Raw genomic sequence first — 13,478 nt, forward strand, 5'->3', positions numbered from 1 at the left:
TGTCGTGCGGCGCCGCGGGCGCCGGGTCGACGGCAGACAGAAATGGCCGGGGCGGGAAGAACCCGCCCCGGCCACCGGATTACATCAGGCCGAGTTCCTTGTAGGCCTTGATCGCGCCCGGATGCAGCGGCGCCGACAACGCCTCCTTCACCATCTCCTCAGCCTTGAGGTTGGCGAAGGCCGGGTGCAGCTTCTTGAAGTCTTCCAGATTGCTGAAGACCGCCTTGGCGACGATGTAGGCGACGTCGTCGGAGACCTTGGCGGAGGACACGAAGGTGGCGCCCACGCCGAAGGTGTTGGTGTCGTCCGGGTTGCCCGGATACATGCCGCCCGGGATGATCGCCTTGCGGTAGTACGGGTTGTCGGCGACCAGCTTGTCGAAGGCCGGGCCGGTCACGTTGACCAGGTTGGCCTCGCAGGTCGACACGGTCTCGGAGACCAGCGCGGCCGGGTGGCCGACCAGCCAGAAATAGGCGTCGATCTTGTTGTCGCAGAGCGCCTGACCGGTCTCGGCCGACTTCAGCTCGGCGGCCAGCTTCAGGTCTTCGCGCTTCCAGCCGGTGGCACCCTCGATGACTTCCCAGGTGCTGCGGGTGCCGGAACCGGCGTTGCCGATGTTCACCCGAGTGCCCTTCAGGTCCTCGAAGTTCTTAATGTTCGCGTCCTTGCGGGCGACGATGGTCACCGGCTCGGCATGGACGGAGAACACGCTGCGCAGCTCTTCGAACGCGCCCGCGCTGGCGAAGTCGCCGGTGCCGTTATAGGCGTGGTACTGCACGTCGGACTGGGCGACGCCGAACTCGAGTTCGCCGGCGCGGATGGTGTTCACGTTGTAGGTGGACCCGCCGGTGGACTCCACGGAGCAGCGGATGCCGTGCTCCTTGCGGTCCTTGTTGACCAGACGGCAGATCGCGCCGCCGGTCGGGTAGTACACGCCGGTCACGCCGCCGGTACCGATCGAGATGAACTGCTGATTCTGCGCCGTTGCCGGAGCGGAGCTGCCGGCGACGAACGCGCCCGCGCCCAGCGCCACAGCAAACGTGGTGGCAAGAAGCCGCTTCATATGAAGTCCTCCTAAGACTCTCCCGTTAAACCTTTTTCGGATCAGGCGATCTCCTCTGGGAGCAGCCGTCCGGGGTCCCGCCAGGTTGCGTTTTCCGCATCCCCACGGGACATCGCCGTGATCCAAGAGCCGCAGCTCTTGGACCTACTATGGGGGGCAGTTTCACAGAAGGTCAACGAAGTCGTACCGCCGCGAGTGGGGCGTAATTCAAGGGAATGGATGGTTATGATGCGTTAACCATATTCGCCGATCACGGGTGGGCGCGACCGTCCGCCGCGTTGCCGAGCGGCCGGGGCGACCCATTTTTCCCTGCATGGAACAGCCCCGGACATCGCCTGAGACCTCCCCGCAGGGCTCGGCGCGGACTGCACCCCGAGACCCCTCGGGGATCCAGGTCTACTACAACGGCGCCTGCCCGGTCTGCCGGACCGAGATCCATCACTACCGTGGGATCGCCGAGCGTCGGGGCGTCACCGGAATCGTGTGGATCGACATCACGACCCAAGCCGGCCTGCTGAGCCCCTGGGGCGTGGACGACGACGCCATCGTGCGCCGGCTGCATGTGGTGGAGAGCGACGGACGCCTGCTGGCCGGGGTCGAGGCGTTCATCAAGATCTGGAAGCGCCTGCCCGGCTACGGCTGGCTGGCGCGGCTGGCCGCGGTCGGCTGGATCAAGCCGCTGGCGGAGGTGCTCTACGACCGCGTGCTGGCCGCGGCGCTGTACCGCTGGAACAAGGCCAGAGGCCGGGTGCCACCGCCACCGGAGATGACGGCCCCCTGACACCCTTCCCACTTCCGGGGAGTGGCGAGAGGCTTGTGGCTGGAGGCAAGCCGCGGTTGCCACGCCGAAGGAAACACGCTCAGATGCCGCTCCTTCCCCCCCAGATGGAGCCTGCCATGACCGATCTTTCCGGAAAGGTAGCCCTTGTCACCGGTGCCTCCGCTCCCCGGGGGATCGGTCAGGCCATCGCCCGCCGGCTGGCCGCCGACGGGGCCGCGGTGGTCGTGACCGACATGGCGGGAACCTTCTGCGTCGAGGACCGCACCTATGACCGCATGGAGCTGCTGACCGGTCTGGCCGGCGAGATCGCCGCGGCCGGCGGCACCGCCCTCGCCCTGCCCCTCGACGTCACCCGGGCCGACGACATCGCCCGCTGCCTCGATGCCGCCCGGGAGCGGTTCGGCACCATCGACATCCTGGTGAACAATGCCGGTTCGCTCGCCGGTGCCGCCGATTTCATGGAGACGACGCCCGACCATTGGGAGAGCAGCTTCCAGATCAACCTGCTCGGTCCGGTAAGGCTCTGCCAGGCGGTGATCCCGGCCATGCGGGCCGCCGGCGGGGGACGGATCATCAATATCGGCTCCACCGGCAGTCTTGGCGCGGAACCGGGCTTCGGCGCCTATACCGCGATGAAGCACGCGATCGCCGCCCTATCGAAGACTATCGCCGCCGAAGAAGGCAAGCACGGCATTCTCTGCAACACCGTCTGCCCCGGCTTCATCATGACCGACATGCATATGGCGGCGAACCGGCGGCTGGCGGCGGAAGCCGGCATCGGGGTCGAGGAGATGCAGGCCCGCCGCTACGCCACCGTCGCCACCCGCAGCGCCGGTCAGCCCGAAGACGTCGCCGCCGCCGTCGCCTATCTCGCCGGCCCGCAGGGACGCTACGTGACCGGCATCAACCTGCCGGTCAGCGGCGGGGTGCCGTACGGGATATGAGCAGCCGGCGATTGACAGCCCTTTTCCGTCATCCCGGAGAGGACCGGGCTTGACCCGGGGCTCGGCCGGGACCCAGGTGTCCAAGGCGTGGTCCCGGGCAGCCCCCGGATCGAGTCCGGGGTCTCCCGGGATGACGGGAGCGATGGGTTGTCCCCTACGCCGCCAGCGCCGCGTCCACCGCGTCGCCCAGCTTCTCCACCAGTTCGGTGATGTGGCTCTGGTCGACGATGAAGGGCGGGGCGACGAGGACGTGGTCGCCGTGCTTGCCGTCGATCGTGCCGCCCATCGGATAGACGATCAGCCCGCGCTCCATCGCCTCGCGCTTGATCACCGCATGGAGCTGGCGGGCCGGGTCGAAGGTCTCCTTGGTCGAGCGGTCGGCCACCAGCTCGATCGCCATGAACAGACCGCGGCCCCGGATGTCGCCCACATAAGCGTTGTTGCCGAACCGCGCCTCCAGCGCCCGGCGCAGCGCCGCCCCCTGGACGTTCACGTTGTCCAGAAGGTTGTCATCGCGGATCGCCTCCTGCACGGCGAGGCCGGCGGCGCAGGCGGCCGGGTGGCCCATATAGGTGTGGCCGTGCTGGAAGAAGCCGCTGCCGTCGCGGATCGCCTCGAAGATCTTCGAGTCCACCAGCACCGCGCCGATCGGCTGATAGCCCGCCCCCAGGCCCTTGGCGACGGTCATCAGATCCGGCGCCACCCCATCCTCGTCGCAGGCGAACATGTGGCCGGTGCGCCCCATGCCGCACATGACCTCGTCGAAGATCAGCAGCACGCCGTGGCGGTCGCAGATCTCGCGGATGCGCTTCAGGTAGCCGGGCGCCGGCGGCACGGCACCTGCCGTCGCGCCCACCACCGGCTCGCAGATGAAGGCGGCGACCGTCTCCGGCCCGGCCTGCTGGATCGCCGTCTCCAGCTCGTTGGCGGCGCGCAGCCCGTATTCCTCCTCGGTCTCGTCCGCCCGCTTCTCGCGGTAGGAGAAGCACGGCGCGATATGGGTCGCCTCCATCAGCATCGGCTGGAACTGGGCCCTGCGCGCCGCGTTGCCGCCGACAGCCAAGGCGCCAAGCGTGTTGCCATGGTAGCTCTGGCGCCGGGCGATGATCTTGTGCCGGGTCGGCTGGCCGATCTCGATGTAGTACTGGCGCGCCATCTTCAGCGCCGCCTCCACTGCCTCGGAGCCGCCGGAGACGAAATAGACCTTGTCCAGCCCGCCGGGAGCCGCCTGGGCCAGGTGGGTCGCCAGCTTCTCCATCGGTTCGTTGGAAAAGGCGCCGGTATGGCCGTAGGGGATGGCGTCGAGCTGCTTCTTGATCGCCTCGATCACCCGCGGGTGGCTGTGTCCCAGGCAGGAGACCGCCGCCCCGCCGGAGCCGTCCAGATAGCGCTTGCCGTCGGCATCGATGATGTAGCAGCCGTCGCCCTTCACGGCGATCGGCGGCAGGCTGCGGGCATTGCGGTGGAAGACGTGGCTCGTGCGTGCGGACATGGGGCGGCTCCGGGGACGGGGATGAAGTATCGAACGCCCGGCAGGCGGAGGCGTCAAGCGCGGGAGTACCGGTGCGAGGGGATTGCCCGCTCCGTAATCTTCATCTCTCCCTCGCACTCCCCGGATTTATTCCGGGGTCCACGCCGAAGGATGCGCCTACTTTCATAGAGTCGAGCAGGCGGAACAGTGGGCCCCGGACTGAATCCGGGGAGTGAGCGCTGGTCGAATGTGAAGAAATATCAGTCCTCCACAGAAATCTTGGCGCGCCCGTCATCTCCGTGAATACTCCGCGCATGATTCTCTTCTCGCAGCGCCATTCGCCCTTCGCCCGCAAAGTGGAGGTCGCCCTCCTGGAAACCGGCTTCGCCAAGATCGAGGTCCGGCACCTGGCCGATCACGTGCGCCAGGGGGACGAGGCCGCCTATGAGGAGAACCCGCTGAACACCGCCCCGCTGCTGATCCTGGACGACGGCCGCGGCGTGTTCGACAGCGCCGAGATCTGCTTCTACATCAACGAATTCTCGCGTGGCGCCCTGATCCCCAAGGACAGCGGCGAGCGCGAGGCGGTGCTCACCCTGCAGCATCTGGCGACCGGCCTGTGCGAACTCGGCGCCGACCTGCGTTGGGAGGTCCAGCAGAACGCGCTGGGCATCAGCGTCCCCGGCCTGCGCGACGACCTGATCTCCCAACTGGGAGCCGCCTACGACATTCTCGAGCATGGCCCGCCCATGGCCCGCCCGCCCGGCGACGAAGTTGCCGATATCGGCACCATCGCGCTGGCCACCGCCCTGGACTGGCTCACCTTCCGCGGCCTCGACCGCTACCTGCCGCCGCATCCGAACCTGGACTGGTGGGTCGACGGGTTCCGGGAGCGGCCATCCATGGCCGCCACCGAATACGAGGATCTCTCCGAGCTCTGACGCGCTCAGGAATGCAGCGCGCGCCAGACCCTCTCCGGCGTCGCCGGCATGTCGATATGCTTACCGCCGAGCGCGTCCACCACCGCGTTCATCACCGAGGCGAGCGCCCCGGCACAGCCCGCCTCGCCGCAGCCTTTGGCGCCGACCAGGTTGGTGGTGCAGGGCACCGGGTGGCTGTCGTAGCGGAACATCGGCGCCTCCTCGGCCCGCGGCAGGGCGTAGTCCATGAACGAGCCGGTGATGAGCTGGCCGCTCTCGTCGTAGCGGACCTGCTCCATCAGCGCCTGGCCGATGCCCTGGACGATGCCGCCATGGGCCTGACCCTCGACCAGCATCGGGTTCACCACCACGCCGAAGTCGTTGACCATGGAATAGCGCACCACCGCCACATGGCCGGTGTCCGGATCGATCTCCACCTCGGCCACGTGGCAGCCGTTCGGGAAGGCCGAGGGACCGGTCTCGTGCGCCAGGCTGACGTCGAGGCTCTGCGGCACGTCCTCGGGCAGCTCCAGCCCGCTACGGATCTGCTCGGCCAGGTCCATCACGCCGACGCTGCGGTCGGTACCGGCGACGGTGAAGGTGCCCTCGGCGAACTCGATATCGGCGACCGCCGTCTCCAGCACATGGGCGGCGATCTTCTTGCCGTTCTCGATCATCACGTCGCCGGCTTCGATGATCGCCCCGCCGGAGGACATCATCGACTTCGACCCGCCGGTGCCGCCGCCGACGATCAGCTCGTCGCTGTCGCCCTGGAGCAGGCGGATCCTGTCGAACGGGATTCCGGTGCGCTGGTGCAGCACCTGGGCGAAGGCGGTCCAATGGCCCTGGCCGTAGTCGAGGGTGCCGGTGATGATCGTCACCGTACCATCCTCCTCGAAACGCAGGCCGCCCATTTCCTTGCCCTGGGGGCCGGTGACCTCCAGGTAGTCGCTCATGCCGATGCCGCGCAGCTTGCCGCGGGCCTCGCTTTCGGCCTTGCGGGCGGCGAAGCCGTCCCAGTCGGAGAATGTCACCGCCTTGTCGAACACGGCGGGGAAATCGCCGCTGTCATAGGTCATGCCCGAGGGCGCGGTGTAGGGGATCTGGTCGGCGCGGATCTGGTTGCGCCGGCGGATCTCCAGCCGGTCGATGCCCATCTCGGCCGCCGCCGTATCCAGCAGCCGCTCCACGTAGTAGTTGGCCTCCGGCCGCCCCGCACCCCGATACGGCCCGATGGTGGTGGTGTTGGTCAGCACGCACTTGGAATTCACGTCGATCACCGGCGTCTGGTAGACCGAGATCAGGTTCTTCACCGCGTTAAGGGTCGCCGGCTGCGGGCCGACCGGGCTCAGATAGGCGCCCATATCCGCATGGATGTCGGCGCGCAGGGCCAGGATGTGCCCGTCCTTGTCGAAGGCCATGGCGGCATCGACCACATGGCCGCGCCCCTGGTGGTCGGAGACGAAGGCGCCGCTGCGGTCATCGACCCATTTCACCGGCCGGCCGAGCTGCTTGGCGGCATGCAGCAGCGGGAAGTATTCCGGATACGGGCCACCCTTCATGCCGAAGGAGCCGCCGACATTCTTGGTGATGACCCGCACCTTCTCGGCCGGAACTTTCAGCACCGCGTTGGCCAGCGCGTTGCGCAGCCCGAAGGCACCCTGGCTGCCGGCGATGAAGGTGTATTTCTCCTCCGCCGGATCGTAGCTGGCGATGGCCGAGCGCGGCTCCATGGAGGCGACGACGACCCGGTTGTTCACGAGAGTCAGCTTGGTGACGTGCGCCGCCCCGGCGAAGGCCTTCTCCGCCGCCTCGGCATCGCCGTAGTGGTAGTCGAGGCAGACGTTGTTCGGCACATCGGCATACAGCTGCGGGGCGCCGTCCTTCGCCGCTTCCACCGGGTCGGTGACCGCCGGCAGCTCGTCGATGTCCAGCATCACCATCTCGGCGGCGTCGCGGGCCTGGGACTGGGACTCGGCGACCACCATGGCGACCGGATCGCCGACGAAGCGCACCACGTCGCCGGCGAGGCCGGGGCGGAGCGGCTTGTGCATGTCGGAGCCGTCGCGGTTCTTGAACGGCACCACGCAGGGAATCCCGCCGAAGCCGGTCAGGTCCTTCGCCGTATAGATCGCCAGCACGCCGGGCATGGCCAGGGCGTCGTCCAGGTCGATGCCCTTGATCACCCCGTGCGGCACCTGGCTGCGGACGACATAGCCATAGGCCTGGCCGTCGAGATTGACGTCGTCGGTGTATTCGCCGCGCCCGGTCAGCAGGGTCGGGTCCTCGCCGCGCGGCACCGGCTGGCCGACGCCGAATTTCAGGGTCGCAAGGTCGCTCTCGTGCAGGACGTTCATGTCCGCTTACCTCTTTGGCTCGGGATCTGCTGGGACGGCCGATGTCGTTGCAGGAATGCTAGCGCAGGATCGCGCCGTGAAAACCCCGCGAAGTGGGAAAGTCAGTTTTGGCCCAACGCGGGGACCGGGCCGGTCGGAGCGGCCCCACCGGTCGGCCCGGGCTAGCCGCTCTGCCGCAGGGTCCAGACCACCACGTCCCGCAACACGAGACCCAGGGCGACGTCGAAGGTCTCGACGATGTCCAGCATCTTGTTCGACGGCGCGCGCCGCTGCGCCTCGAAACCCTGGGAGGCGATGATCGTGCGCTGGGGCATCTGCACCATCTTCACGTTGATGCGGACGTTGACGGTCGGGATCTCCGCCTGCTCGAAATACTCCGCCTGGAACTCCCGCAGCTCCACCTTGAGGGTGTAGTCGGAGCGGAAGCTGACGCCGTCCCGGCCGACGCCGATGATCCGATTGGAGTTCTCGAAGGATTCGATCATCAGCCGCTGCACCATGTTCGGCGCATCGTCGACCCAGGCGACGCCGGAGTAATAGTCCAGGGTCAGCGGCTGCCGGGCGACGGCGATCCGGGCCGAGGACAGGCCGGCCGGCGCATCCGGCCGCTCGACGGCGAGCTGCCAGGGCGCCTCGGGCAGGCCGTCCGGATAGGTGCTCTTCGGCGTCAGCGTGTACATCTGCGGCGGCGGCTTGCCGATCGGCAGCCGGCCGCAGGCCGCGGTCACCCCGGCGAGACCGGCGACGGCCAGCCCCCTGGTCAGCAGCGTGCGTCGGCGCAATTCGGTCATTGGTCGGCCTCCACCTGTCCGTCCCGGTTTCCGAAGAGGAACTGCGACGGGTCGCGGTCAATCTGGCGCAGGACGCGGTCGATGTTGGATACCAGGAACCGCGCCTCCACCAGAAACTGTGTGAGTTCATATAGGCCGGTATTGGTGAAATCCTTCATGCCGGGCCGGGCGTCGGCCAGCATGCCTTCCAGTTCCCCAGCCGTCGCGGCGATGCGGTCGCCCGCATTGGCGAGGGATCCGGACAGGGCGGCCACCTCGCTGTCCAGCCCGACGGCGGTGCCCCGCACCGTGGCCAGGGTCGCCGAGGCCTCCTCCAGCAGCGGGCCGACCTCGGCCGCCGCCGCGCGCAGGTTCGCGATGCTCTCCGACGCCCCGGTGATGGCGGTTTCGATGTCGTCGCTCCGGTCGGCGACGGCCGCACTGACCTGGGCCAGATTGGCCAGGAGCATGCGGAAATTCTGCTCGTTCTCGTCGCTCAGGAACTCCTCGATCCGGGCGATCACCACGACAAGCCGGTCGGCGATCTGCGGGGCGGTCTCGAACACCTTGCTGAGAGCGGAGGACCGGGCCGGAATGCGGGGCACCGGCTGGTCCTCCGTCGCCACCAGCTCCTCGGCCGCATCCGTCCCGCCCTCGATCTGGATGAAGCCGATGCCGGTCAGGCCCTGGGCCTGGAGGACCGCGTACATGTCCTTCTTGATCGGCACCTCGGCGTCGACCTCGATATCCACGCGGATCAGTTCCACGTTCTGCGGGTCGATGCGGATATCGCTCACCGTTCCGACCGGCACGCCGCGATAGCGCACGGCGCTGCCAGTGCTGAGGCCGTCGACCGCCCCCTTGAACTCGATGCGGTAGGGCCTGGTTTCCTGGTCGATGGCCACGCCGCCGAACCAGATCGCCATGAACAGACCGCCGACCACCAGCAGGATGGCGAAGGCGCCGACGGTCACGAAGGACGCACGGGTTTCCATGGCCTAGCCCCGCGCCCCGGCTTCCGCCGGCCGGTCGAAGGCGGCACGGGCCCGCGGGCCGTGGAAATAGCTTCGGATCCAGGCGTGGTCGCTGCGCATGAGCTCTTCCATGGTGCCGACGACGATCTTCTTGTCCACCAGGACCGCGATGCGATCGCAGATCCGGGCCAGGCTGTCGAGATCATGGGTTACCATGACCACAGTGAGCCCGAGCGCGCGGCGAAGGTCCAGGATCAACTCGTCGAAATCCGACGCGCCGATCGGGTCGAGTCCCGCCGTCGGCTCGTCCAGGAAGACGACGTCCGGGTCCAGCGCCAGCGCCCGGGCGAGGCCCGCCCGCTTCTTCATGCCGCCCGACAGCTCGGACGGAAACTTGCCGCAGGCATCCGGCGGCAGGCCGACCAGCGAGACCTTGAGGCGGGACAATTCGTCCATCAGGCGGGAGGGAATGTCGCCGCGTTCGCGCATCGGCACCTGGATATTCTGACCGACGGTCAGGGCGCTGAACAGGGCGCCGTCCTGGAAGAGCATGCCGAAGCGGCCGGCCAGCGCCGCGGTGGACGAGCCGTCCCAGGCAACCTCTTCGCCGAGCAGCGTGACCGATCCCTCGGCCGGCTTCTGCAGTCCGATGATGGTGCGCAGCAGCACGGTCTTACCCGTGCCGGATCCGCCGACCACACCGATGATCTCGCCGCGCTTCACCGTCAGGTCGAGACCGTCATGGATCGTGGTGCTGCCGAAGCGGGTCACAACTCCGCGCACCTCGATCGACGGGCCGTCCTGCGCCGGGCCGTTCCCTTCCCGATCGATGCCGGTCATATGCCGATCTCCGCGAAGGCCACGGCGAACAGCGCGTCCAGCACGATCACCAGGAAAATGGATTCCACCACCGCCCGGGTGGTGTAGCGCCCGACGCTCTCCGCGCTGCCGGAGACCCGCAGCCCGTCGTAGCAGCCGACCAGCGCGATCACGAGGGCGAAGACCGGCGCCTTCAGCATGCCGGTGCCGAAATCCCAGAAACGCACCGCCGCATCGAGCTGGATCAGGAACTGGCTGAAGGTCATGTCCAACAGGAACAGGGCGACCACCGACCCGCCAAGAAGTCCTGCCAGGTCCGCCCAGACCGTCAGCAGCGGCATGACGATGACCAGCGCGATCAACCGGGGCAGAACCAGCACCTCGACCGCCGACAGCCCCATGGTTTCCAGGGCGTCCACTTCCTGGTTCACCTTCATGGTCCCGATCTGGGCGGCGAAGGCACTCCCGGACCGGCCGGCGACGATGATCGCCGTCAGCAGGATGCCGATTTCGCGCAGCACCGACACGCCGACCAGGTTCACCGTGAGGACGGACGCCCCGAACTGCTTGAGCTGCAGGGCGCCCATATAGGCGAGCACGATGCCGATCAGGAAGCAGAGCAGCCCGACGATGGGCAGCGCGTTGAGGCCCGTCGCCTCCATCTGGGCGACCGTCGCCGTCAACCGCAGGCGCCAGGGCCGCACCAGCACGCCCGCCAGCGCCACCAGCGTGTAGCCGAAGAATCCGGCCAGGTTGCGGGCGACCGTCGCCGCATGCAGCACGGCGCGGCCCGCGCCTTCGAGCGGCGCGAAGAGGCCGCCGCCGCTCGTCGGCGCCACCGGCGCGGTCGGATCGGGGACGACGGATTTCTCGAGGATCGGCCGGTAGGAGTCCGGCAGTCCTCTGAGCTCGGTGTCGGCGCCCCGGGCCTTTGCCTGATCCAGGGTCCGGCGAATCGCCCAGGCTCCGGCGCTGTCCAGCCCGGTCAGGCCCGCGGCCTCGACCACCAGCCGCTCTACCGGGCGACGGGCCAACGATCGGAGTTCCCCGTCCAGACGCAGAACCGTGTCCAGCGTCCAGCGCCCCGACAGCCGCAGAGTCAGGGCTCCGCCCTCCTCCTGCAGGTCGAGCGGATCAGAAACTCCAGTGTCGGTCACATACCCTCCCGCGTGAATGCGAAGCGCATTCTAGTGCGTCCCCGCCTTCTGGAACAGGAAAGCGCGGATCCGGTTCCGCAGCCGTCGTCCGACGGCAGGGCAGCCGCGACGGTCGGCGCGCCGCAATGGCTTGCTCTTGGGATTTGTTGAGAATTCTTTAGAGTTTCTAGAATAGTTTCGTTTACCGGCGTCGGGACCGGATCGCAGGGAGGGCAGGGCATGGGAAAACTAGATCGGCGCATGATGTTGAAGTCCACGGCAATGGCCGCAATCGGTTGCGCTTGTTGCGGGGGACTGTCCGCCCGCGCGCACGCGTCCGGCGGCAGCGCCTGGAGCTACGAGGGTGCGACCGGACCGAACGAGTGGGGCGCGCTCGGCAAGGAGTACGCCGCGTGCAGTCAGGGTGCCGCCCAGTCCCCGATCGACCTGTCCGCGCCGATCTCCGCCGACCTGGACGGGGTCGCGTTCCGCTGGCCGACGGAGACCGACGGGGCGGTCACGAACAACGGACACACCATCCAGGTAAATGTCCCCAACGGCAGCGCGATCAAGCTGGACGGGACGACCTACGAGCTGCTGCAGTTCCATTTCCACCATCCCAGCGAACACCTGCTCGACGGCAAGCCGCTGGCGATGGAGGCGCATTTCGTCCACCGCTCCAGCGACGGAAACCTGGCGGTGCTCGGCGTTCTGATCGACGAAGGCGCCGAGAACGCGGCCCTGGCACCGATCTGGGCCGCCATGCCCGCGCACACGGGCGACGGCCCCGTCGTGTCGGTCGCGCTGAAGGACCTGCTGCCGGCCGACCGGACCCTTTTCCGCTATGCCGGCTCGCTCACCACGCCGCCCTGCTCGGAGATCGTCAACTGGGTCACCTTCAAGACCCCGATCCAGGCCTCGCGCGAACAGATCGCGGCCTTCGCCACGCTGTTCCCGATGAACGCCCGTCCGGTCCAGCCCCTGAACCGCCGGTTCCTGCTGCTCGGCGGCGGTTGAGCCGGTCCGGACGAGAAGCCGCCTAGTCGGCGGCGGCACCCGTTGGTAGCGTCCTCCCAAGAAAAAAATCTTGGGAGGACACATCATGGCTACCAACGGACATACCCTGCTCCCGACCTCGCTGGTCGGCTCCTACGCCCAGCCGAACTGGCTGCTCGACCGCGCCAAGCTGGCCGGGCGTTTCCCGCCGCGTACCCGCGCGCTGGAACTCTGGCGGGTCGATCCCGAATACCTGGAGGAGGCGCAGAACGACGCCACGCTGCTGGCGATCCGCGACCAGGAAAGGGCCGGCCTCGACATCATCACCGACGGCGAGGCCCGCCGGGAAAGCTACTCCAACCGCTTCGCCACCGCGCTGGACGGGGTCGACATCGACAATCCCGGCACCGCGCTGGACCGCTCCGGCCACCCGAACCCGGTCCCCCGCGTGGTCGGCCCGGTCAGCCGCAAGCACGCGGTGCAGGTCGAGGACGTGAAGTTCCTGCGGGCCAATACCGACCGGCGGATCAAGATCACCGTCCCCGGCCCCTTCACCATGTCGCAGCAGGCGCAGAACGACTACTACAAGGACGAGGCGGAGCTGGCGATGGCCTATGCCGCCGCGGTGAACGCCGAGATCAAGGACCTGTTCGCCGCCGGCGCCGACATCGTGCAGGTCGACGAGCCCTACATGCAGGCCCGCCCGCAGAAGGCCGAACAGTACGGCATCGAATGCCTGAACGCTGCCCTGGACGGGGTGAAGGGCGAGACGGCGGTGCATATCTGCTTCGGCTATGCCGCGATCATCCACGAACGTCCGGCCGGCTATTCCTTCCTGCCGCAGCTCTCGCGCTCGACGGTGGACTCGATCTCCATCGAAACCGCCCAGTCCGGGCTCGACTGCTCGGTGCTGGAGGAACTGCCGCAGAAGAAGATCATCCTCGGCGTGCTCGACCTCTCCGACCCGAAGGTGGAGAGCCCGGAGACCGTGGCCCAGCGCATCCACCGCGGGCTGGAACATCACCCGGCCGACAAGATCATCGTCGCCCCGGATTGCGGCCTGAAATACCTGCCGCGCGATGTGGCCTTCGGCAAGATGAAGGCGATGGCCGATGGCGCGGCCCTGGTGCGGGCGACGCTCTAGACTCTCCGCGCTCCCCGACTTCCTGGACGGCCTCCGGACCGGATCCGGAGGTCGATCCAGGATCGTGCCCTCGTCGTCGGACCAGGGTCCCGGCTCAGGACCG

Annotated in this window: 12 protein-coding genes; 5 read left to right on the forward strand and 7 right to left on the reverse strand. The window is 67.9% G+C overall.

All coding sequences use genetic code 11. The features are described from left to right. Positions 1-79 precede the first annotated feature (79 nt). On the reverse strand, positions 80-1,063 hold the full coding sequence (locus T8K17_RS00700) for a TAXI family TRAP transporter solute-binding subunit (RefSeq protein ID WP_322332611.1): 984 nt from the start codon (positions 1,061-1,063) through the stop codon (positions 80-82). A 313-nt stretch (positions 1,064-1,376) separates the two neighbouring features. On the opposite strand from T8K17_RS00700, the gene T8K17_RS00705 reads away from it, so the two are divergent. Together T8K17_RS00705 and T8K17_RS00710 are read left to right on the forward strand one after the other, a co-directional pair. After that, the gene (locus T8K17_RS00705; protein WP_322332612.1) at positions 1,377-1,844 is read left to right on the forward strand and encodes a DUF393 domain-containing protein; all 468 of its coding nucleotides are present in this window, start codon (positions 1,377-1,379) and stop codon (positions 1,842-1,844) included. 116 nt (positions 1,845-1,960) lie between these two features. Beyond that, entirely contained in the window at positions 1,961-2,788 is an 828-nt protein-coding gene (locus tag T8K17_RS00710; protein ID WP_322332613.1) for an SDR family NAD(P)-dependent oxidoreductase, read from the forward strand. Positions 2,789-2,942: 154 nt separating this feature from the next. Here T8K17_RS00710 and T8K17_RS00715 read toward each other — a convergent pair whose 3' ends face one another. Continuing rightward, positions 2,943-4,280: an aspartate aminotransferase family protein gene (locus T8K17_RS00715; protein WP_322332614.1), complete on the reverse strand. Its 1,338-nt coding sequence runs from the start codon at positions 4,278-4,280 to the stop codon at positions 2,943-2,945. 293 nt (positions 4,281-4,573) lie between these two features. On the opposite strand from T8K17_RS00715, the gene T8K17_RS00720 reads away from it, so the two are divergent. Beyond that, the gene (locus T8K17_RS00720; protein WP_322332615.1) at positions 4,574-5,200 is read left to right on the forward strand and encodes a glutathione S-transferase family protein; all 627 of its coding nucleotides are present in this window, start codon (positions 4,574-4,576) and stop codon (positions 5,198-5,200) included. Positions 5,201-5,205: 5 nt separating this feature from the next. Here T8K17_RS00720 and T8K17_RS00725 read toward each other — a convergent pair whose 3' ends face one another. The 5 genes from T8K17_RS00725 to T8K17_RS00745 form a co-directional block, all read right to left on the reverse strand. Beyond that, positions 5,206-7,536 carry a xanthine dehydrogenase family protein molybdopterin-binding subunit gene (locus tag T8K17_RS00725; protein ID WP_322332616.1) on the reverse strand — a complete coding sequence of 777 codons (2,331 nt, stop codon included), beginning with the start codon at positions 7,534-7,536 and terminating at the stop codon, positions 5,206-5,208. Between the two features lie 161 nt (positions 7,537-7,697). Beyond that, positions 7,698-8,327, reverse strand: coding sequence for an ABC-type transport auxiliary lipoprotein family protein (locus tag T8K17_RS00730; protein ID WP_322332617.1), 630 nt, complete (start codon positions 8,325-8,327; stop codon positions 7,698-7,700). Further along, a complete protein-coding gene (locus T8K17_RS00735; RefSeq protein WP_322332618.1) occupies positions 8,324-9,301 on the reverse strand; it encodes an MlaD family protein in 978 nt (325 codons plus the stop codon). The genes T8K17_RS00730 and T8K17_RS00735 overlap by 4 nt, the downstream gene beginning before the upstream one ends. A gap of 3 nt (positions 9,302-9,304) precedes the next feature. Next, positions 9,305-10,120, reverse strand: a complete 816-nt coding sequence (locus T8K17_RS00740; protein ID WP_322332619.1) for an ABC transporter ATP-binding protein — start codon at positions 10,118-10,120, stop codon at positions 9,305-9,307. Continuing rightward, positions 10,117-11,256: an MlaE family lipid ABC transporter permease subunit gene (locus T8K17_RS00745; RefSeq protein WP_322332620.1), complete on the reverse strand. Its 1,140-nt coding sequence runs from the start codon at positions 11,254-11,256 to the stop codon at positions 10,117-10,119. The genes T8K17_RS00740 and T8K17_RS00745 overlap by 4 nt, the downstream gene beginning before the upstream one ends. Positions 11,257-11,517: 261 nt before the next feature. Here T8K17_RS00745 and T8K17_RS00750 point away from each other — a divergent pair, with 261 nt between their 5' ends. Continuing rightward, positions 11,518-12,252: a carbonic anhydrase family protein gene (locus T8K17_RS00750; protein ID WP_322332621.1), complete on the forward strand. Its 735-nt coding sequence runs from the start codon at positions 11,518-11,520 to the stop codon at positions 12,250-12,252. 85 nt (positions 12,253-12,337) lie between these two features. Then, complete coding sequence (locus T8K17_RS00755) at positions 12,338-13,375, forward strand: 5-methyltetrahydropteroyltriglutamate--homocysteine methyltransferase (protein WP_322332622.1); 1,038 nt, start codon at positions 12,338-12,340, stop codon at positions 13,373-13,375. Positions 13,376-13,478 lie beyond the last annotated feature (103 nt).

Origin of the sequence: Thalassobaculum sp. OXR-137 (assembly GCF_034377285.1) — a bacterium.
Taxonomy (GTDB): Bacteria; Pseudomonadota; Alphaproteobacteria; order Thalassobaculales; family Thalassobaculaceae; genus Thalassobaculum.

Coding starts and splice junctions, on each gene's coding strand:
- T8K17_RS00700 (WP_322332611.1), bottom strand. CDS start 1,063: ATGAAGCGGCTTCTTGCCACCACGTTTGCTGTGGCGCTGGGCGCGGGC.
- T8K17_RS00705 (WP_322332612.1), top strand. CDS start 1,377: ATGGAACAGCCCCGGACATCGCCTGAGACCTCCCCGCAGGGCTCGGCG.
- T8K17_RS00755 (WP_322332622.1), top strand. CDS start 12,338: ATGGCTACCAACGGACATACCCTGCTCCCGACCTCGCTGGTCGGCTCC.
- T8K17_RS00750 (WP_322332621.1), top strand. CDS start 11,518: ATGGCCGCAATCGGTTGCGCTTGTTGCGGGGGACTGTCCGCCCGCGCG.
- T8K17_RS00715 (WP_322332614.1), bottom strand. CDS start 4,280: ATGTCCGCACGCACGAGCCACGTCTTCCACCGCAATGCCCGCAGCCTG.
- T8K17_RS00735 (WP_322332618.1), bottom strand. CDS start 9,301: ATGGAAACCCGTGCGTCCTTCGTGACCGTCGGCGCCTTCGCCATCCTG.
- T8K17_RS00710 (WP_322332613.1), top strand. CDS start 1,961: ATGACCGATCTTTCCGGAAAGGTAGCCCTTGTCACCGGTGCCTCCGCT.
- T8K17_RS00730 (WP_322332617.1), bottom strand. CDS start 8,327: ATGACCGAATTGCGCCGACGCACGCTGCTGACCAGGGGGCTGGCCGTC.
- T8K17_RS00720 (WP_322332615.1), top strand. CDS start 4,574: ATGATTCTCTTCTCGCAGCGCCATTCGCCCTTCGCCCGCAAAGTGGAG.
- T8K17_RS00725 (WP_322332616.1), bottom strand. CDS start 7,536: ATGAACGTCCTGCACGAGAGCGACCTTGCGACCCTGAAATTCGGCGTC.
- T8K17_RS00740 (WP_322332619.1), bottom strand. CDS start 10,120: ATGACCGGCATCGATCGGGAAGGGAACGGCCCGGCGCAGGACGGCCCG.